This is a genomic window from Kitasatospora sp. NPDC127121 (assembly GCF_042677305.1).
In the GTDB taxonomy this organism is placed as follows: domain Bacteria; phylum Actinomycetota; class Actinomycetes; order Streptomycetales; family Streptomycetaceae; genus Kitasatospora.
Genome location: NZ_JBHXTQ010000019.1, coordinates 1 through 19,357, shown reverse-complemented (window position 1 = coordinate 19,357; position 19,357 = coordinate 1). Strand labels below are relative to the sequence as shown.

17 protein-coding genes are annotated in these 19,357 nt (G+C 72.3%); 10 read left to right on the top strand and 7 right to left on the bottom strand.

The annotated features are described in order from the left end of the window. Positions 1–85 precede the first annotated feature (85 nt). Both ctaD and ACFVHI_RS12680 read left to right on the top strand, forming a co-directional pair. Positions 86–1,765, top strand: coding sequence for a cytochrome c oxidase subunit I (ctaD, locus tag ACFVHI_RS12685; RefSeq protein ID WP_380338454.1), 1,680 nt, complete (start codon positions 86–88; stop codon positions 1,763–1,765). Beyond that, complete coding sequence (locus ACFVHI_RS12680) at positions 1,762–2,151, top strand: cytochrome c oxidase subunit 4 (RefSeq protein ID WP_380338451.1); 390 nt, start codon at positions 1,762–1,764, stop codon at positions 2,149–2,151. The genes ctaD and ACFVHI_RS12680 overlap by 4 nt, the downstream gene beginning before the upstream one ends. Before the next feature lie 45 nt (positions 2,152–2,196). On the opposite strand, the gene ACFVHI_RS12675 is transcribed toward ACFVHI_RS12680, so the two are convergent. After that, entirely contained in the window at positions 2,197–3,816 is a 1,620-nt protein-coding gene (locus tag ACFVHI_RS12675; protein WP_380338448.1) for a cytochrome bc complex cytochrome b subunit, read from the bottom strand. 322 nt (positions 3,817–4,138) lie between these two features. Here ACFVHI_RS12675 and ACFVHI_RS12670 point away from each other — a divergent pair, with 322 nt between their 5' ends. Continuing rightward, the gene (locus tag ACFVHI_RS12670; RefSeq protein ID WP_380338445.1) at positions 4,139–5,728 is read left to right on the top strand and encodes a threonine/serine exporter family protein; all 1,590 of its coding nucleotides are present in this window, start codon (positions 4,139–4,141) and stop codon (positions 5,726–5,728) included. A 243-nt stretch (positions 5,729–5,971) separates the two neighbouring features. Here the strand turns inward: ACFVHI_RS12670 and ACFVHI_RS12665 are convergent, their stop codons facing one another. The 5 genes from ACFVHI_RS12665 to ACFVHI_RS12645 form a co-directional block, all read right to left on the bottom strand. Then, positions 5,972–6,127 carry a DUF6131 family protein gene (locus ACFVHI_RS12665; RefSeq protein WP_167745913.1) on the bottom strand — a complete coding sequence of 52 codons (156 nt, stop codon included), beginning with the start codon at positions 6,125–6,127 and terminating at the stop codon, positions 5,972–5,974. 237 nt (positions 6,128–6,364) lie between these two features. Further along, positions 6,365–6,766 (bottom strand): SsgA family sporulation/cell division regulator, encoded by a 402-nt coding sequence (locus ACFVHI_RS12660; RefSeq protein ID WP_380338442.1) that lies wholly within the window; start codon positions 6,764–6,766, stop codon positions 6,365–6,367. A gap of 282 nt (positions 6,767–7,048) precedes the next feature. Next, positions 7,049–7,720 (bottom strand): DedA family protein, encoded by a 672-nt coding sequence (locus ACFVHI_RS12655; RefSeq protein ID WP_380338439.1) that lies wholly within the window; start codon positions 7,718–7,720, stop codon positions 7,049–7,051. 255 nt (positions 7,721–7,975) lie between these two features. After that, a complete protein-coding gene (locus ACFVHI_RS12650) occupies positions 7,976–8,311 on the bottom strand; it encodes a hypothetical protein (RefSeq protein WP_380338436.1) in 336 nt (111 codons plus the stop codon). Positions 8,312–8,611: 300 nt separating this feature from the next. Next, positions 8,612–8,923 (bottom strand): hypothetical protein, encoded by a 312-nt coding sequence (locus tag ACFVHI_RS12645; protein ID WP_380338433.1) that lies wholly within the window; start codon positions 8,921–8,923, stop codon positions 8,612–8,614. A 302-nt stretch (positions 8,924–9,225) separates the two neighbouring features. Between ACFVHI_RS12645 and ACFVHI_RS12640 the strand changes: the two genes are divergently transcribed. The 6 genes from ACFVHI_RS12640 to ACFVHI_RS12615 all read left to right on the top strand — a co-directional run bounded on the left by ACFVHI_RS12640 (position 9,226) and on the right by ACFVHI_RS12615 (position 15,107). Beyond that, positions 9,226–9,441 (top strand): hypothetical protein, encoded by a 216-nt coding sequence (locus tag ACFVHI_RS12640; RefSeq protein WP_159398714.1) that lies wholly within the window; start codon positions 9,226–9,228, stop codon positions 9,439–9,441. Positions 9,442–9,528: 87 nt separating this feature from the next. Continuing rightward, complete coding sequence (locus ACFVHI_RS12635) at positions 9,529–9,807, top strand: hypothetical protein (protein ID WP_380338430.1); 279 nt, start codon at positions 9,529–9,531, stop codon at positions 9,805–9,807. Further along, on the top strand, positions 9,797–10,165 hold the full coding sequence (locus ACFVHI_RS12630; protein ID WP_380338428.1) for a hypothetical protein: 369 nt from the start codon (positions 9,797–9,799) through the stop codon (positions 10,163–10,165). Before ACFVHI_RS12635 ends, ACFVHI_RS12630 begins: the two co-directional genes overlap by 11 nt. A gap of 135 nt (positions 10,166–10,300) precedes the next feature. Beyond that, on the top strand, positions 10,301–10,528 hold the full coding sequence (locus tag ACFVHI_RS12625; RefSeq protein ID WP_380338425.1) for a DUF6328 family protein: 228 nt from the start codon (positions 10,301–10,303) through the stop codon (positions 10,526–10,528). Between the two features lie 269 nt (positions 10,529–10,797). Beyond that, positions 10,798–10,986 carry a hypothetical protein gene (locus ACFVHI_RS12620; RefSeq protein ID WP_380338423.1) on the top strand — a complete coding sequence of 63 codons (189 nt, stop codon included), beginning with the start codon at positions 10,798–10,800 and terminating at the stop codon, positions 10,984–10,986. Between the two features lie 221 nt (positions 10,987–11,207). After that, on the top strand, positions 11,208–15,107 hold the full coding sequence (locus tag ACFVHI_RS12615; RefSeq protein ID WP_380338421.1) for an AAA domain-containing protein: 3,900 nt from the start codon (positions 11,208–11,210) through the stop codon (positions 15,105–15,107). A gap of 58 nt (positions 15,108–15,165) precedes the next feature. On the opposite strand, the gene ACFVHI_RS12610 is transcribed toward ACFVHI_RS12615, so the two are convergent. Continuing rightward, on the bottom strand, positions 15,166–18,933 hold the full coding sequence (locus ACFVHI_RS12610) for a hypothetical protein (RefSeq protein WP_380338418.1): 3,768 nt from the start codon (positions 18,931–18,933) through the stop codon (positions 15,166–15,168). Between the two features lie 179 nt (positions 18,934–19,112). Between ACFVHI_RS12610 and ACFVHI_RS12605 the strand changes: the two genes are divergently transcribed. After that, positions 19,113–19,301 (top strand): hypothetical protein, encoded by a 189-nt coding sequence (locus tag ACFVHI_RS12605; RefSeq protein ID WP_380338415.1) that lies wholly within the window; start codon positions 19,113–19,115, stop codon positions 19,299–19,301. Positions 19,302–19,357: the final 56 nt, after the last annotated feature.

Here is a 19,357-nt window from a genome sequence, read left to right as displayed (position 1 = left end):
CATGGCGACACAGCGTGTGTCCCGGCGAGCGTCTCCGCGTTTTTCTCCTGCGGGTGCGGGCGGCCCCGGCAGGAGGAGGAAGCGGATGGCGCAGACCCGGCGGCGGGCCGTCGCCCGCCCGGCGCCCGGCGTGGCCCGCCGGCGTCAAGGCTCGGCGGTGCTGCGGTGGTTGAGCACGACCGACCACAAGGCCATCGGCAACCTGTACCTGACGACGGCGTTCGGGTTCTTCCTGTTCGCCGGGCTGCTGGCGATGCTCATGCGCGCGGAGCTCATGCGGCCGGGACTGCAGGTGGTGAGCAACGAGCAGTACAACCAGTTGTTCACCATCCACGGGACGATCATGATGCTGCTGTTCGCCACACCGACGTTCGCCGGTTTCGCGAACGCCGTGATGCCGCTGCAGATCGGTTCCCCGGACGTGGCGTTCCCCCGGCTGAACGCGTTCACGTACTGGGTGTACCTGTTCGGCGGCCTGATGGTGGTCGGGGGCTTCCTGACCACCGACGGCGCCGCGTCGTTCGGCTGGTTCGCCTACGCCCCGCTGAACGGGCCGGTCCACAGCCCGGGAACGGGCGCCGACCTGTGGGCCGTCGGGCTGATCGTGGCGGGTCTGAGCACGATCCTGGGAGCCGTCAACTTCATCACCACCATCGTCTGCCTGCGGGCACCGGGCATGACGCTGTTCCGGATGCCGGTCTTCACCTGGAACGTGCTGTTCACCTCGATCCTCGCGCTGCTCGCCTTCACCCCGCTGACCGCGGCGCTGTTCGCGCTGGAGGCGGACCGCAAGCTGGGCGCCCACGTCTTCGACCCGGCCAACGGCGGGGCGATGCTGTGGCAGCACCTGTTCTGGTTCTTCGGCCACCCCGAGGTGTACATCGTGGCGCTGCCGTTCTTCGGCATCATCTCCGAGGTCATCCCGGTGTTCAGCCGCAAACCGGTCTTCGGCTACTACGGACTGATCGGTGCCACGATCGCGATCACCGCGCTGTCCGCGGTCGTGTGGGCCCACCACATGTTCGCCACCGGCCAGGTGCTGCTGCCGTTCTTCTCCCTGGCCTCGCTGCTCATCGCGGTGCCGACCGGGGTGAAGTTCTTCAACTGGATCGGCACCCTGTGGAACGGCTCGCTCTCCTTCGAGACGCCCATGCTGTTCGCCCTCGGCTTCCTGGTGACCTTCCTCCTCGGCGGGCTGACCGGCGTCCTGCTGGCCGCGCCCCCGATCGACTTCCACGTCACCGACAGCTACTTCGTCGTCGCCCACCTGCACTACGTCCTCTTCGGGACGGTCGTGTTCGCGATGTTCGCCGGCTTCTACTTCTGGTGGCCCAAGATCACCGGCCGGCTGCTGGACGAACGCCTCGGAAAGATCCACTTCTGGATGCTGCTGCCCGCGTTCCAGATCACCTTCCTCGTGCAGCACTGGCTCGGCGCCCAGGGCATGCCGCGCCGCTACGCCGACTACCTGCCCTCGGACGGCTTCACCACCCTGAACACCGTCTCCTCGATCGGTGCGTTCCTGCTGGGCGCGTCGACCCTGCCCTTCCTGTACAACGTGTGGCGCACCGCCAGGTACGGAGTCCCGGTCACCGAGGACGACCCGTGGGGCTACGGGCGCTCCCTGGAATGGGCGACCTCCTGCCCGCCGCCGCGCCACAACTTCCACGCCCTGCCCCGCATCCGCTCCGAAGGCCCGGCCTTCGACCTGCACCACCCGGAGTATTCGCGCATGGCGCTCGAAGGCGAGGAGAACGCGCGGTGAAGACCGAGTCCTACCTGTTCGCGGGCGTCGCGCTGTTCTTCGCCGTCGCCGCTTCGATCTACGGCTGGTTCGCCCGGGAGCCGGCCGGCAAGGCGGCGCTGGTCGTGGCCTTCATGATGTCCACGCTGATCGCGTTCTTCTTCCGGACCCAGTACTCCCGCCGCGGTCGCCGGCCGCAGGACCGCACCGACGCCGAGATCGTCACCGGCGTCGGGCCGCTGGAGTTCTTCGCACCGCGCAGCTACTACCCGCTGCTCACCGCCGCGGGCGTCGCGGTCACCGGGCTGGGGCTGGTGTACGCCTTGTGGCTCTTCCTCATCGGAGCGGGTGTGACGGGCGCCGGCGTCCTGGGCTTCGTCTTCCAGCACGCCCAGCGCGGGCAGTGAGTCCGGCCGGTCGGCGACCGGCGGTCAGTGGTCGGTCATCGGGGGTCACCGCTCGGCGCGTCCCGCGTCGGCGGGCGCGAGCGGCTCCGGCTGCGGCTCGTCCACCGCCGCCATGTTGTCCCGGTAGTACCAGGAGCTCAGGGCGGCCCGCAGCCGTGCGCGCCGCGAGGCGCCCTCGCCCGGCGCCGGCAGGGGAAGCGGGGCGTCGCGCAGGGCCAGCGTGTAGCGCAGGCCGGTGGGAAGCGGCCGGTGCTCGCCGTGGAAGGCACCCTCGACGGCCTCGTGCACGAACCCGGTCTCGTCTCCCTCCGTCACCCGCTCCAGGTCCCGCTCCTGCAAGGCCAGGCACAGGCGCCGGGTGATCCAGAAGGCCACCGCCGGCCCGACGAACAGGCCCACCCGCAGGAACCAGTTCAGGCCCTCCACCGGCACGTCCAGTGCCCGGGCGACGACGTCCTGGCCGCCGGCGACCAGCAGCACGACGTAGAAGCACGTCCCGGCGACAGCCAGCGCCGTGCGGGTCTGCCGGTTGCGGGGGCGGTCGCACAGGTGCTGCTCGCCGCTCCCCGGGGTGATCCAGCGCTCGAAGAACGGATAGCCGTACAGGGCGGCGAAGAACAGCAGCGGGAACAGCACGGCCGGAATCAGCGGGTTCCAGGCGACGGTGTGGCCCCACAGCCGCGTCTCGGCCCCGGGCATCAGCCGCAGCGCGCCCTCGATGAACCCCATGTACCAGTCCGGCTGCGCGTCGGTGGAGTCCTGGTCGGGGCGGTAGGGCCCGTACAGCCAGATCGGGTTGACCTGGGCGAGGGCGGCGGCCAGCGCCAGCACCCCGAAGACCATCGCCATCAGGCCCGCCGTCTGGACGCTGAAGTGCGGGAAGAGGGGCTTCCCGGCGACGTTGCGGTTGGTGCGTCCGGGCCCGGCCCACTGCGTGTGCTTGAGGTGGAAGACCAGGATCAGGTGCGCGGTGATCAGGCCGAGCAGGAGACCCGGCAGCAGCAGGATGTGCGCGCTGTACAACCGGGGGACGATGTCGTGCCCGGGAAGCTCCCCGCCGAAGAGGAAGAAGCTCAGGTAGGTGCCGACCAGCGGGACCGACAGGATGAAGCCCTGGGCCGTGCGCAGGCCGGTGCCGGAGAGCAGGTCGTCGGGCAGCGAATAGCCGGCGAAACCCTCCAGCAGGGCGAGTTGGAACAGCGTCAGTCCCACCAGCCAGTTGACCTCCCTGGGGCGGCGGAACGCGCCGGTGAGGAAGATGCGCAGCAGGTGCGCGCAGATCGCGGCGGTGAACACCAGTGCCGCCCAGTGGTGGATCTGGCGGATCAGCAGGCCGCCGCGCACGTCGAAACTGATCGACAGCGTCGAGGCGTACGCCTGGGACATCCGCACCCCGCGAAGCGGCGGGTACGTTCCGGCGTACACGATCTCGGTCATGGACGGCGTGAAGAACAACGTCAGGAAGACGCCGGTCAACAGCAGCAGCACGAAGGTGTAGAGCGCCAACTCGCCGAGCAGGAAGGACCAGTGGTCGGGAAAGACCTTCCGGAGCAGGCCCTTGGCCCCGTCGAACAGCGGCAGCCGCCGGTCCAGCGCGACCGCCGTGTTCCGGGCGGCCCGCTCCGCCCGCCGCCCGGCCCGCGCCCTCCACCTCGACAGCCGCACGCCGCTCCTCCCGTCCGCTCCGATCGTGTGTCCCGATAGCCATATCCCGTGGCGGCGGGACGGCCGGACGGGGCTCGCCCACCACTACGGGCTTCACTCGGACGGCCGCGGCTCGGTGCTCCTTCGCCCTCCCAGGTTCCGGCGTCGGCCCGCTGACCTGCGGATTCTCCCCGAGCCCTGGTCTGGAGGCAGCGGGCCGACCCACGGACGGCGGGCGTGAACGGACCCCCGCGCTCCGGTCGGGACGTTCACGAAATGATGGCTGCGGGTAGTCGAGTGGGTGCGAAAGGTCATCAGGTGGGGGGTGCGGCAGGGAGCGACGATGCCGGAACACGAGCAGTTCGGCGTGCGGGCCGAGGCGGACGGGCCGGCGAGCCGGACCGGAAGAGTCCCGCCCCAGGCGAGTCCGGAGGAGGCCCCCGGGGCCGCCCCCGCCTCCGGGGAAGGTCGAGTTCAGGGGGAGGGCCGGGCGCCCGGCCGGCCGGCGCCGCCCGGGGCGGAGAGCGGACCCGCCGATGCCGACGGCACGGCGGCCTGGCCGGACCTGATGCTGCCGCTGCTGCGCACCCCGACCACCGACCGCCCGCTGGTGACCGGCGGACCCGGCGCGGACGACCCGGGGCTGGCCGCGGTGGCCGCCGTCCTGGACCTCGCACTGCTGGTGGGCGAGCTGATGCTGGCCTGCGGCGAGGCCGCCGAGGACGTCGAGGCCGCCATGCTCGCCGTCGCGCAGGCCTACCGGGCCCAGCCCTGCGACCCCCAGGTCACCTTCACCCGGGTGGCGATCTCGTACCAGCCGGGCCCCTCGGAGCCGCCCGTGACGGTCGAGCGGTCCGTGCGCCACCCGGCCGGGGACTACGCGCGGCTGGCCGTGCTCTTCCGGCTGGTCACCGAGATCACGACCGGCGGACTCGTCGTCGACGACGCCCACCACCGGCTGAGGGCCGTGCGCCGGCACTGCCGCCACTACCCCGCGTGGCTCCTGGTCCTGTCCTCCGGCCTGCTGGCCGGCGCCGCGACGCTGCTGGTCGGCGGCCGGGCCGACGCCCGGGCCTGGCTGGTGTTCGTCAGCGCCGTCGCCGCGGCACTGGCCGGCGACCGGCTCTCGGCGCTGGTCGGACGCCACGACCTCCCGGAGTTCTACCGGATCGCGACGGCCGCGACCCCGGCGGCGGCGATCGGCATCCTGCTCTCCTTCAACGGGCTGAACCTGGGCGGATCGGTGGTGATCACCGGAGGGCTGTACACGCTCCTGCCCGGATGGCCCATGGTGGCGGCGGCGCAGGACGGCCTCGCGGGTTTCTACCTCACCGCGGCCGCACGCCTGATGGAAACGCTGTACATGATGGCCGGCGTGGTGGTCGGGGTGATGACCGTGCTCTACATCGGCGTCAACAACGGCGCCGACCTGGCGACCCGGCCCGCCCCGGTCGCCGCGTCGAACCCGCCGCTCCAACTGGTGGCGGCGCTCCTGCTCACCCTGACCTTCGCGGTGCTGCTCAACACCGAGCCGGGCACGCTGCCGGCCGTCCTGCTCAACAGCGGGGTCGGCTGGACGACGTACGGCGTGCTGGTCAACGCCGGCGGCGAGCCCATCATGGCCACCGGCCTCGCCGCCGGGCTGGTGGGCCTGTCCGGCCAGCTCATGGCCCGCTACCGGGGAAGCTCCTCGCTGCCGTACGTCACCGCGGCCCTGGGGCCGCTGCTGCCCGGCTCGTTGCTGTACTTCGGGCTGCTCGCCTTCGTCCGGGGCGAGCCCGAGATCGGGCTCGTCGGCGTCGGGCGCGCCACGGCCACGGCGATGGCGGTGGCGATCGGCGTGAACCTGGGCCGCGAGGTCGCCCGGCTGTTCCTCCCCGCCCCGGGCGTGGTCCCGGTGCCCGGCCGCAGCGCCGGGCGGCACCGCCGCTGAGGGCCGGCCGCCTCCGCCGCTGAGGGCGGCGGGCGGCGGGCGGCGCCCTGGGGGGGTGGGGGGCGGGCCCCGCCGGGGGGGGGGGGGGGGAGACCGCCGAGCCCCGGGGACGGGGGGGGGGGGGGGGGGGGGTGGGGGTGGGGGGGGCGCCACATGGGGGGGGGGGGGGCCCACCCCCCCACGAGCCGGTGAACGGGCGGATCAGGGGTTGAGGCGGGTGGTGCAGAAAGTAGGACGAGTGGATCAGTAGTAGTGACGACGCCCGCCGACGGCGTGCCCGACGGAGCCCGCGATCCACAGGACGAGGCCGATGACGGCCAGGATGATGCCGATGGTCCACAGGATCGAGATCCCGGTGACGAAACCGATGATGAGCAGGATGACGCCGAGGACGATCACGAGGTCCTCCCGTGTGGTGACTGGGACGGTTGTCAGGAGGGGCCGGTCCGGCCGTTCGATGGTGATGCCGGACCGTCCGGGGGTGGTGGAGCCGTCGTTTCTCCGGCCGCGCCCATGATCCGCGTGTACCGCTCTGCGGGCCGGGCAAACCATCCTGCCCGCAGCGGAATGGGTCGGTTCCCCGCTCGGGCATGCCCGGCCCTTCGCCGAGCGGTCGTCGCCGTCGGCTGTGGCGGGTCAGGACCGCATCCGGTCGAGGACGGCGTCGATGTCGAGGTGGTCGGATTCGGTGCCGGCCGGCACCAGGGCGAAGGAGTCGAGGAGGAAGGCCGCCACGGCGTCCGCGGGGATGCTGATCACGGCCCGGCCGTTCTCGGCGCACAGGGTGACCAGGACCCGGGCCGCCCGCCCGGGCGCGACCGTCACATCCCCGTGGCCGGCGGGGGCGTGGCGGCCCTCGTCCAGCAGGTCACGCGAGAAGACCCACTGCGCCTCCCCGCCGCCCCCGAGGGGCGGGAAGACCAGGCACACCGCGTACGGCAGCGAGGTGTCGAAGCGCAGTTGCGCCTCGACGGTCACGTCGGGGAACGGGCCTTCGGGCAGCGTGACGGCGGTGGACCAGGAGGTGACGACGGTCATGCGACGGACTCCGTTTCTGGCTGTGGCGCCGGGTTGTCCGCAGCGGCACCGAGCGCCGGCGGCGGCAGCGCTCGGCTACCCGCCCCGGGCCGATTCATGGCCCTGATGCGGAAACCTCGCGTGCGCGGTGTGTTCGCTCGTGCACGGACCGTTCCGGCGCGGCCAGGGCCGGTGTGGCCCCGTTCCGGCGCGGTTCCCGGCCCCGGCCCGTCGCCGGGCGCGCCGCCTTGGTCGTTCGCGGGCCCCGGCGCGCGCGGTGCGGTCGGCAGGGCGGTCCGGCCGTCAGTGCTTCTCGTCCTGGCCCTCGCGGGACTGCGTACGGCGGGACCGCGTACGGCGCGACTGCGCACTGGCTGCGGACCTGCGGCGGCGTACGCGCCAGACGATGAGGGCGATGACGACCGCCGCGGCGAGCAGGGCGGCGACGACGCCGCCGACCGTGCCCTCGACCTTGGTGTAGGCGGCCCCCGCGAAGTAGCCGAGGAGGGTGAACCCGACGCCCCAGGCGAGGCCGCCGAGGGCGTTGAAGAGGAGGAAACGGCGGTACGGCATGCGGGAGACGCCGGCCAGCGTCGGCACCACGGGGCGGAAGAAGGCGACGAAACGGCCGAAGAAGACGGCGGCCGGCCCCCGCCGGCGGATCAGGTCACGGGCCTTGTCGAGCTGCTCCTCATGGCGTCGCAGCATGCGCGTGTCGAGGACCGCCGGGCCGATGCGGCGGCCGATCTCGTAGGCGACGGAGTCCCCCAGGACGGCCGCGCCGACCACGGCGAGGACCAGCCAGCCGATGGACACCCTGCCCTGGTGGGCGAGGAAACCGCCGAGGACGGCGGCGCTCTCGCCGGGGATGAGGAAGCTGAAGAAGAGGGCGTCCTCGGCGAAGACGAGGGCGGCGACGACCGCGTACACGACCGGGCCGGACAGGCCGTCCAGCCAGTCGGTGATCGAGTGCATCAGCCACCCCGTTCGGGATCTGCCGCCCCTTGCGCCTCAATGTAACGCGTGCGTCGAGGGCCGGGGGAGCGGCCGATGAGCAGCCTGCCGGACTGCCGGACTGCCGGACTGCCGGACTGCCGGACCGCCCGGACCGCCGCGCCCGGACCGGGCCCACTGCGCGTTCGGTCCGAAGCGTCGGCTCGCGCTGAGGAGGCGACCGGCCGTCGGCCGCCGCCCGCGCGCTCGACGCGGTGGGTGCGGTGGGTGCGGTGCTCAGTGTGCGGCGGTTTCCGCCGGGTGGGCGTCGTCCTCGCGCTGCTCCTGGGCAGCCGCTTCGGTGGCGTCGGGGGCGGGGTCCTGCCTGGCGGCCTGGCACGTGCTGCAGGTGAGCCAGTGCGGTGGAGGTTGGTGGGCGTAGCGGTGCGGGGCGAGGGTCATTCCGTCGGTGTCCAGGCCGCACAGGGTGCGGAGGCCGCAGGTGCCCGAGGCTTCCGCGGGGGCGACGTGTACGCGGCGCACCGGGCTCTCCGGGTCCGCCGGGGTGTGGTCGGGGCCGAGGAGCCGCACGTTGGTCGGCATGTCTAGCTCAAGTACGACGACGATGTCCATCTTCTCAACGTCGCTGCTGGGCCGGTCCGCCGCACCCGCTCGGTGGCATCCGGACCAGCCCGGGCCACCCCCGGCGGACGGGCTCCGACCGGCCGCGTGCGCGACGGCAGAGAACCTGAAGGCGTGCCCCGCCCCAGCACGACGCCCGTGATCGGTGGAGACATGGCGCCGGCGGGCGATCACCCCAGGTACCGCGACGGGGTGAAACCCGCGCGGGCCGTGACGCCGTACGTGCCGGGGCGTGCTGACGTGCAGTTGCAGGCTCCGGGCGGGGTCGCCCGCCTCTCCCCAGCGCGGCGGTCACTGCGTGCGCAGGGCGCGCTCGCACTCCTGGCACCGCTGGTCGGCGAGGGTGGGCGGGTACCAGGGCTCGCCGGGCCGGACCGGCCGGTAGTGCGTGTGTTCCATCGGGCCGGTCTCCAGCCCGCACAGCGTGTACGGCTGCGGGTCCTCGGGCACGTCGGGATCGGCCCCGGCGGCGTGCACCGCGATCACGGCGGGCTCGGCGCCTTCCGCACTGTCCGTGCCTTCCGCACCGTCCGTGCCTTCCACACCTTCCGCACCGATGGCCCCGTCGGGCTCCAGCTCGAAGAGCACGATGATCGATGCCATGCACCGAGCCTCGGCCATCGCCGGCGGACCCACATCTGGAGGTGGGCCTTTCGAGGCGAGCACCCTTGCCCGGTTTCCGTGCGCTCCCCGGTGCCCGTTCCTGGTTCCGGTGCTGCCCGACGACGGCATGGATCGCGCCCGTCGGGGCCTGCTGCCATGCTCGGGTGATCACACCTCGTGTACGGAAGGAGTCCGTCGATGATCGTGCCGCCCGCGCTGGAACGGTGTCCGGGCGGGCTGCGGTGAGGGGCTGGGTGGTCGGGGCCGTCAGCGAACCGGACGAGCCCGGCGAACCTGGGCGGTTGCTGGTGGTGCTCGTCGACGGTCGGCGGTTGGTGACTCGCGAGTTGTCCGGGCAGGAGCGGGCCGAGCTCGGGTCGCCCGTCGCCGGGCGGCTTCGAAAGCCGCATCCGGGCGTGCCGTCGATGGTGCGCTGGCTGCGCCCGGTGCTGGCCGTCGTCGTCGAGCTGGAAGCCGGTCAGGTGCGCCGCATCGCCTTGCCCGCGGCGGGCGACTGAGAAATTCGCCGCCACCCTTGAGCACGGGCCGTCACGAACAGCGGTGGTGCGGGCGCCTGCCGCGTTCAGGCGCAGAACGGACACACGATGATGACCGAACAGCGCTGCGCGCCGAGTTTCGGCGAGGTCGCCCTCATCCCGGTCGGCGGCGACAGCCGGCCGGCCTTCCTCACCTGGGCCGAGGCCACCCTGCTCCCGGCGCTGCGCACCGCGCTCCGAGCCGGATCCGGACCTGTCGGCGCCACCGCGGCGGCCGTCGTGGGGTTCACCCGATTGCCCAGCGTCCGTCCGGCCGGCCCCGGGGCGGACCGGGTGCCCGGGGGCGGGCCGCGTCCGGGCGACGTAGGTTGCGGGCATGACCAGTGACGAGACGACGATCCCGGCGGTAGGGGTGCGCCTGCTGGACGAGGTGTTCGACGCGATCGAGGCGGCCAACGGCCGCCCGCAGCCGTGGACCGGTTTCGACCACGGGATCCTGGGGGCCTACCGGTGGGCTGCCGGCGCCCAGGTCGCGGCGCCCCTCACCGCTGCCGCCGCGCTCGGCGCCACCGGGCCGTGCCGGGCGCAGCTCCTGGCCGAGTGCCAGGCCGCCGCCGTCCGTCTGCGCGACACCTCGGCCTCGGGTGGGGGCGACGGCGCGGACGAAGACGCGAACGCCGCGTACGCCCTGGGCGCCTACCAAGCGCTGGCCTGGCTCTGCGGCCACCACGAAGACCGCCCCTGACCCGGCCGCCCGAAGTGTCGGCATCGGCCCGCCAACCTGCCCGAATCGCGCACCCGCGCATAGGGAGACGACACCGCGGTGAGGACGAGACGACTCAGGAACGGGCGACCGGCTCTGGAGCGAGACCGTCACGGCATGAAACCCGAACTCATCCACGTCGCCGGCCACTTCATCGCCACTGGCCTCGTCACCCTGGCCCTGACCATCACCGCCGCCCTGCTGCTCCTGCCGCGCACCGCTACCGGTAACCCGGTCGCCGCCTGGGTCCTCAGCGCAGCCGTCCTCCTCTGGTTCACCACCACCTGGCTTGTTCTGCCCCAGATCGTGCTGCGGCGCACGGCCGCCCGCCGGACGGCTCCTTAGCACCGGTCCTGCACGCGTCCGGATCCCGTCGTGGCGTCGTGGCCGGAGCGGCCGGAGCGGCCGGAGCGGAGCCAGGACCGGCAGGGCTCGCCAACCGGATCCCGAGGCCGCGCGAACGCGTCGCGACCGACGTTCGGGGTAGACGCCGGGGCAACCCGAGGAGGAGAGGCCATGCCTGCCGGTTCGAGCAAGAAGCAACCACCGGGCCCGCGAGGCCGCCTCCAGAGCGCACCGAATCTGCCAACTGACCTGATGAGAAGGGCTACGCCATGAGCACGCACGACACGGGCACCACCCCCGCGGAGCACGACGTCCCGCGGGACGGCGACGGCACCGTACGGGAGCGGTCCGCTGAGGAACGGAACATCGTGGCGCCCACCCCGAAGGACGTCCGCGCCAAGGCCGACGAGCCCGCCGACGCCGACGACGCGCCCGCAGCCGACACCCAGGCCCCCTGACCGGCGACGGCGTGCTCGGCAGGCGCACCAGGTCGGCTGCCGGTGAACCGGGGCCCGGCGAGCTGCTATCACCCGATTCGCCGAAGTCGCCAAGACCCACGTTGGGTAGTTCGTGATCCCGTACGCTGCTTGCTCACCAGGTGGGGCTGGCATGAGGGGGCGTGGGGATGGCCGGTGGAGAGCGTGGGCGCAGGGCTGCGATCGTCCGGTACTGGCGGGCTGTGGAGTTGTTCAGCCCGCAGAAGGTCGACGGGGTGGATCCGTCGAAGGACGTCTATTCGGTCTGGGACGGCCGACCGCTGCCGTGGGAGCCGGACCACCGGCTCCGCCGGCGCTCGCCGGGCCGCGGGCGATCTTGGCAGCACACGGTGTACGCGGGCGTGTTCGAGCTCACCGCACTGCGTGACACGCTGCTCGGCGTGTTCGGCACCGACGGGCCCACCGAGGACTTCGACGGCCGTTTGGGCGGCCAGAGCGCGGTGCTCTGCTTCTCGGTCAACGACCAGGGGCTGCTGCTCAAGGACAGCGTGACGATCTCGTCGTGCGCGTGGGCGGTGGGCCGGGCTCTGCGCCCGGGGCCGGCGGACCCGGCCTGGCTCGACGGCTTCGAGAAGGACTCGGAGCTGTGCGTCTCCACCCTCCTGGAGCTGGGCGACGGTCGGCTCCCGGTGGTGGAACAGCGGCGAGGAGCGGGCGGCGCGCCCTCCGGACCCGGATCGGCGCTCGGTGCGATCGCGGGTGTGGCGGTCGATGTCGTGCTCGGCGCGGCCGTCGGCGGGATCGCCTCGACGGTGGGCACCGTGGCGGGTGCCGCGCTGGGCTCGATCACCCAGGCGGTCGCCGAGACGCTGACCGGATCGGCGGCGAACTCGCTCGCGGACCGGGTCAGCAGCCGGGTGAGCGATCACGTGACCCAGCGGGTGGAGGGAGCCCTCGACGGCGCCCTGCACCCCGCGGGTGGTGCCGATTCCGACGCTCTGCATTCCGGGGACGACGCGGACGCGGCGGAAGAAGCCCAGGAGTCGGACCCGACGAGCGATCTCCCCGTTCCGTTGGGCCTGAAACCGCTTGATGTCAGGGACCTCGCGGCCGTCACCCGCTGGGTCGCCGAGCAGCTCGGGATCGCGGAGGCGCTGCGGCCGGACGCCGTGCGGGTGAAGAGCTACACCGTCCGGGAGTCGCAGAGCGCGGAGAGCGACCAGTCCGACTTCCTCAACAGTTTCATCGCCGCGGACCTGGAACAGGTGACTGCGGCGCTCGCGGAGGGCAGGTCGGGACGGGCGCTGGAGGAGTATCTGCGGCCCACCGCAACTCTGGACTCCGGCCGCCGGACCGACGTGCGGCAACAGCCGCAGATCCTGCTGGACGGTGTCCGTCCGACAGCCGCCCCGCTCGGCCGGTGGCCCGGCAGGAGTGACCAACCCCTGGTCCTCAGCCAGCAGTTCGCGGTGAACAGCGCGTTGGCAGAGCTGGGTGGCGCCGGGGGCAGCGGCCTCTACGCGGTCAACGGGCCGCCCGGCACGGGCAAGACCACCATGCTCCGCGACCTGATCGCCGCCTTGGTGGTGCAACGTGCTGAGCGGCTGGCGGCGTTGGTCTCTCCGGCGGACGCGTTCGGCAAGGTCCACACCTGGAGTTCCGGCCAGTGGAACCGGAGGCTTCACGGGCTGCGGGAGGAGCTGACGGGCTACGAGATCGTCATCGCGTCCGCCAACAACGGCGCGGTCGAGAACGTGACGACCGAGATCCCGTCCGCATCCGCGGTAGCCGAGGAGTGGTGCGAGGAGGCCGACTACCTCTCAGCGCAGGGCAGGCTGCTGCTGGGCGGCGCGGATGCGTGGGGAGCGGTCGCGGCACCTCTCGGCAATCGCGCGAACCGCTCCCAGTTCGTCAGCCGCTTCTGGTGGGGCAGGGAGATGCAGGAGACGGCCGACCCGCGACGCCCCGGACAGAGCCGCCGACAAGCCGTGTCCACCGGCCGGGGTCTGCGTGATCTCCTGCTCCGGCAGAAGGAGTTGAACGGCGACGCCAGACCTGGCCCGGATCGGAACCCGCTCGGTGGCAGCCGCGTGCCAGGTGCCCCAGGTGCCTCAGATGCACCGGACGCGCCGGCCACCGCCGCGCTGGGCGAGCCCTGGCCGCTGGCGGTGCGCCGCTTCACCCAGGCGCGCCAGGCCGTCCAGGAACTGGCCGCGACCAGGGAGGCCGCGGCCGCCGCACGCGACAGCCGGGAGCTCCTGGCGCGACAGCTACGGGGTGCCGAAGCCGCTGTGGCAGCGGCCCGGGCGAACAAGGCCCCGACCGAGCGCGCACTGGCCGACGCGCACGCCGCGGCGCAGAGCGCGACTGAACGGCTGGCGGCCACGCAGCAGACCGAGCACCAGGTGTCCACGACGTTGGCCGAGGCCCAGGCCACCGTGGAGCTGCGCCGCGGAGTGTGCCAGTCGCGGCTCGACGACCTGCGCTCGTACGACGCACGGCAGCGTCCTCGCCGGCTACGCGCCTGGCTCTCCTCAGATGCGGAGGAGAGGTGGCTGCGTGGGCGGGAACCGCTGGTGAGTGCTCTGGCTCAGGCCGAAACAGCATGGGAGGCGTCGGAGACCGCGCTCGGCCGACTCGGCGAGCTCCTCGCCGGCGCACGAGCCGCCGGCAAGGAGGCCGCTGCCGCCGAGGCCGCGGCGCAGCGCTCGCGCGCGAGCCGACTGGACGGCCTGCGCCGCGCGGAACAGGCCGTCACCGCTGCCGAGCAGGCAGCCGCCACGGCTCGGACCACCGCCGACATCGCCGCCCGCAAGGTCTCCGATGCGACGCGACGGTGGCGCGCACACGTGCCGGCCGAGGACTGGGCCGCACTCCTCGGAGACCCGCAGGCCGATGGCCGGCGGGAGATGTCCGCCCCCTGGATGGACGAGGAGTTCAGCGCCGCCCGCACCCGAGTGTTCCTCGCCGCGCTGGATCTGCACAGGGCCTTCCTCGCGGCGGAGGCGAAGCGCCTGCTCACCAGCTTTCAGGCGGTGATGGAGGTGGTGGGCGGCGACGCCCCGAAGGACCTGCCGCCGGAAACCGTCCGGGCCGCCTGGCAACTGTTGTTCCTGGTCGTGCCGGTGGTGTCGACGACCTTCGCCTCGCTGGACCGCCTCTTCGCGGGCCTTGGCTCCGAGGCCCTGGGCTGGCTGTTCATCGACGAGGCGGGGCAGGCCACCCCACAGCAGGCGGTCGGCGCACTCTGGCGGGCCCGCCGGGCGGTCGTCGTCGGCGACCCGTTGCAGCTCGAACCTGTCGTGACGGTGCCGTGGACGGCACAGCAGCGGCTTCGCACCCACTACGGAGTGGCGCAGGAGTGGGCGCCCGGTCGCACCTCGGTCCAGCGGGTCGCCGACCGCCTCGCCCGGTGCGGCACCTGGCTCCCGGCCCAACTCCCCGACGGCGAGACGGAGGTGTGGGTGGGGTCACCGCTCCGGGTGCACCGCCGTTGCGACAATCCGATGTTCGAGATCAGCAACCGTATCGCCTACGACGGGTTGATGGTGTTCGGCACGGGTGAGCGAGCGCCCTATCCGATCGCCGACCGCAGCGTCTGGCTGGACGTCGTCGGGGGCGAGTCCGACGGCAAGTGGGTGGCTCAGCAGGGGCTCGTGCTGGGCAGGGTGCTGGATCTCCTCGGGGAGCGGCTGCGCGCGCAGATCGAGCAGGAGGAGTTGGAGTCCGCACTACGAGAGGGCCGGCAGCCGGTGGACCTCAGCACCACGACGGCCGCCGAGGTGCGCGAGCGACTCGGCAAGTCCGTGTTCGTGGTGAGCCCGTTCCGTGAGGTGGTCGCCGAGGCGCGCCGGATGGCCGGAAACCGGCTTCCCGCCAAGCGGGTCGGCACGGTGCACACCACCCAGGGCAAGGAGGCGGACGTGGTCATCCTGCTGCTGGGTACCGTGGCATCCCAGAACGGAGCCCGCGACTGGGCGGCTGCCAGCCCCAACCTCCTCAACGTCGCAGTGAGCAGGGCCCGGAGACGACTGCTCGTCATCGGCGACCGGGGACTGTGGGGCCGGCACCGCCACTTCGACGTCCTGGCCGACCACAGGGGCTTGGCCCAATTCGACGCGTCCGGCTGGCTGAACGGCTGACGGGTTCCGTCGGCTCGCCCACGGGTGATCAACGACAGGTGAGGCGTGACCGCCTCCGTCAGGTGCTTGTGCGGCCGCTGATGTGCGCGGCGACCAGTTCGCTCAGGGGGTGCAGAGCCTCGGGAACCAGCAACGGCAGCAACGGGATCGCCCGCGTCCAACTCCCGTCGGCGAGCAGTTCCCGGAGGAGGCCCTGGGCTGCAGCCCTGTCGGAGTCGGTGCGGTCGGGGCGGCCTCCCGCATGAGCGAGTGCGAGGCAGAGCTGAACAGTGCTGTCCTCGGGCTCGTCGACGGACAGGACTGCGGGCGCCGCCGCCAGGATGTGGGCGGCAGCAGCCAGCGCAGCGGCACGCGCCGTCGGTGTCGGTGCTGCGTTCGCGGTGCGCAGGGCGTTGGCGGCATCGCCGTCCAGGGAGCCGAGCAGGGCGAGCTCAGCATGGGGAGCCCGTTCGGGTCGCAGGGAGCGCAGCCACTCCTCCAGCTCACCCGCGGCGCGTCCCGGTGCGGGCGCGCAGCCGAGCCGCCGCAGCAGGGCCAGGAGCGTCGTCTCCTCCCGGTCCCAGGTTTGTCGAGGCCTGTTCGTGAACTCCGCGGCGAGCCGGATCGCTTCGCTGAGCTCCGGATCCGGTCGCGTCGGATCGGGGAGTGCGAGCAGCAGTTCTGCCAGCGCCGGAAGTTGGCCGACCGGGCGGCCGGCGCCGATGCGCCGTTGTACCAGTTGGACCGCTGGTCCGATCAGTTCAGCGGCACGTTCCGGATCATGCCGTGCCAGGCCGGCGGCGACGAGAACCAGCGTGCGTCGAGCCCTCCTGCCCCGTACGGAAGAAGAAGCCTCGGCGTCTGCCGGCTCCTCCATCCGGGCCACCGCCACCGCCGCTTCCGCGTCCCCTGCATGGGCCAGGGCCTGCGCGACGGCTCCTCGCATGGCGAAGTGCGGCGTGCGAGGGATGAGCCGGGCGGCCTCGTGGGCATACGCAACCGCCTCCGGTGAGCGACCGCCGAGTGAGCACCCGATGGACAGCGCGGCCAAGTGCCGGGCGCGGTCGCCTGGTTCCGTCGAGATGCCGATCAGCTGTTCGGCCTGTCCGAATTCACCGGTCATACCGAGCGCCCGGACCAACTCCTCGGCCGAGCCGGCGCTCAGAGCGATGGGCGCGTCGGGGAGCGAGGAGCGGACAGCGGCCTCCAACTGTTCGCGCCCGAGCTCGAGGTTGCCGCCGTGCACCAGCTGCTCCGCGTACTGGAGCCGGGTGACCGGACCGACGAGGGGCTCGTGGTTCCCGAGCGCCGGGCTTCGGCCCGGGGCGGTGGACGGTGAGGGTTCTTCGTCCGTCCGGACACGACGCCGTGCACTTCGGGTCGGGGGAGCCTGGGCGCGGTTCCGTTTGGCCTTCCGTTCCTTCGTCAGGGCCTTCGCGCTCGCGTCGACCTCCCTCCGGTGGGCCTGTCGCCGCTCCTCCTTCGCCGCGAGATGGGCGGCGTGCTCTGCTGCCACCTGTTCGTCGACTGCTGAGAGAAAGGCCTCCGCCCGCTCCAGTTGGTCGTCGCCGAGAACGCCGGTGCGAACTCCCTGGCTGAGGGCAGTCACCAGCAGCTTGGCGTCCAGGTGAGGTTTAAGGCCGGTGCCGGCCGCGGTCTCGGCGCGGACCATACGGTCCATCGTGCCGGAGAACTCGCGTGCCCGGTGGGCTCGGTCGGCTGGGGAGTCCAGCCTGACCAGGGCGGTGTGCAGACGGTCCCGCGCGATCTTGAGCACGTCCCAGGCCTTCGACCGGCGGCCCATGGTCGCCAAGGCCTGGGCCGCGAGCGCGAGAGTATCCACCACGATCAGTCCGTCGGACAGGTCGATGGCCTTGCAGAGGCATTCGATACGGTCCAGGTTCGCGATGTTGCGGGAGCTGGAGGCGCGGGCGATGGTCGCCCAGATGTCCACGGCCATGGCCTGGGCCCGAGGATCGACCTCGCTCAGCTCCTCCGCGTGCTCCTCCAGGGCTTCCACGAAGCGCTCGGGGCCGTCAGCGGAGAGGAGGACCGCTCCTTCGACGAGTGCGTCCAGGGCGGCCGCGTCGCTGAGCACCACGGCCCGGAACAGCGCCTTTGCCCCATCCCTCCTGCCGAGTGTGTCCAACGCGCCCGCTGCCTCGGCCACTTCCGCACAGGCGTCCTCGAAGAAGCCACCGGCGCGCGGAGTGAACCGGCCCGCGCGGACCAAGCAGTCGGCCGCCTCTCGCGCGATTGCGGTGGCATCGGGGTGCGAGGCGCGTGCCGCTTCGACGGCAACCTCGGCCAACCGGGCGGCCCGCAGAACGAGTTCCGGCTCCGAGCGGGCCACGGTGCAGGCGCGGGCGACGCTCCCCAACTGCACGAGGAGCACGGGTGCCCGAGGTGGGACCGGTCCGACCCGGCGCTGCACGAGGTCCAGTGCCGCAGCCAGCCGGACGGCGGTCTCGGCTTCCTGCTGTTCAGGATCCGACACCTCGACTGCCTTGAACTCGGATTTGAGAAGACGTAGCTGGTCGAGCATGACCTGAGGTCCCAGCGCGTCCGCGATCCGAAGCTGTCGCAGTGGGTCGAGCAGGACCCGTCCGCGCTCACCCGCAGTGTCCAGCAGCTGCGGATACTCGGTCAGCAGATACGTCGGAGAGCCCTCGGGCCAGCCGGCCTCGCGCCAGTGCGCCGCCCAGGCGTGCAGCCGACGGGTGCAGCGCTCGACGGTGGCCTGGTCCCACTCCCGCCGGATGGCGTGCGGCATACCGGGGTGGCTCAGCAGGTGGATCTCGGCCGATTCCTCGTTCGAGACGATGCAGCGCTGCTCCCTGCTGTGCAGCAGGCCGTTCACGTCCTCGACGGAGGCCCCGGTCAGTTCCGCGAGGTCGGCCGCTCGCAGCCCGCCCCCGCTGTCCGTGACGGCGAGCAGATCGGTGACGGCCCGGCCCAGGTCGGTTGTGCGCAGCCGCTCCAGGTCCGCGAAGCCAGCCTGTTCGACATCGTGGCTCCGGTCGCCCGCGGTGAGTGGGCGAAGGCACTCGCGCTCGCGCAGCGGATGCCCCTCGGGGACGTCGGCGGGCAGCGGCCCGCTGCGCCGGCTGGAGACGATGACGCGGACGTTCGCCGCAGGAGCGGCCGGGAGAAGTGCGGCAATGCTCGCCACCCCGGTCCCACCAGGCGCTCCAGTCGTCGGCCAGGCGCGGTCCTCGTCCAATCCGTCCACCACAAGCAGGAGTTGCCGCTTCTGCCTTCGGCTTCGCCCCGCGGCCTTGGTGAGCAGGCGCAGGAACTCCGCCTCGGCGGACGGCTTCCTCCGGGGCTCGGGCACCTGGAGTTGTCGGCGCAGGTCATCGATGAATTCGGTACGGGAGTTCGTCCCGTGCTTCTCGGACAGGACACAGAGCAGGAGGTCGGCGTCCTGCGGTAGCTGCCTCGCGTAGTCGGTGAGCAGAGCCGTCTTTCCTACGGGAAGCTGTGCGTGCCACCACAGGTACGAGGCCGCCTGCGGATCCCGATCACGGACGAAGGCATTCATCGCGGCGTGCTCGCGCTTCCTGCCGCGCTTCTCCGAGTCGGCTCTCCATTCGCGCCGGCCCCTGGTCGTCTCTCCTTGCGCGGCATGGAGAGCGGCTTCCCATTCCTCGCGGGGATGGAGGCGTTGGCTGTCCTGGCCCTCCAATTGTTCGACCAGGTTCCAGAACAGGTCCGTTGCGTGAGGAGCGGACTCGCCGGAGCACCAGAGTCGGAGGGTCGATTCCCGTAGCGCGCCGTTCGAGACGAGTCGTGCAGCACCTCGGCGACTGATGCCGCGAGCCTTGATCAACTCCTGCAGCATCACCCCGAGGTTCCTGCGTGCCGTCCCGGGCGCCGTACTTCTGACCATTTCTGCTCCCGCGTCGGTGAATAAAGGCCCCTGACCAGCGGATATCCCGCCAGGACGTGGATGCGCACCGGGACGCCGTCAGATGCTCGGCTCATCGACCGCGGGCCGCAGGCCTCCGACAGAAGGATCTCCCCATGACTGTGCTTTCCATGCTGACCCAGGATGCAACTGCGGCTGCCGTGCTGGCCGCAGGAGCCGGCCTGCTGTACGGGGTCCTCCTCGCGATCGTGGCCCTCGCCTCGGTCCTGGCCCGGACCCCGGACCGCCGCCGTGATGCCCGTTCCACTCTGGCCATTCTCTCCAGGCGCCGCCAGTCCCGGTGAGCGGGCGCCCGTAGCGCGCGGCGGGCGCCCGCCCCGCGCTACGACCCCGCGAGGTG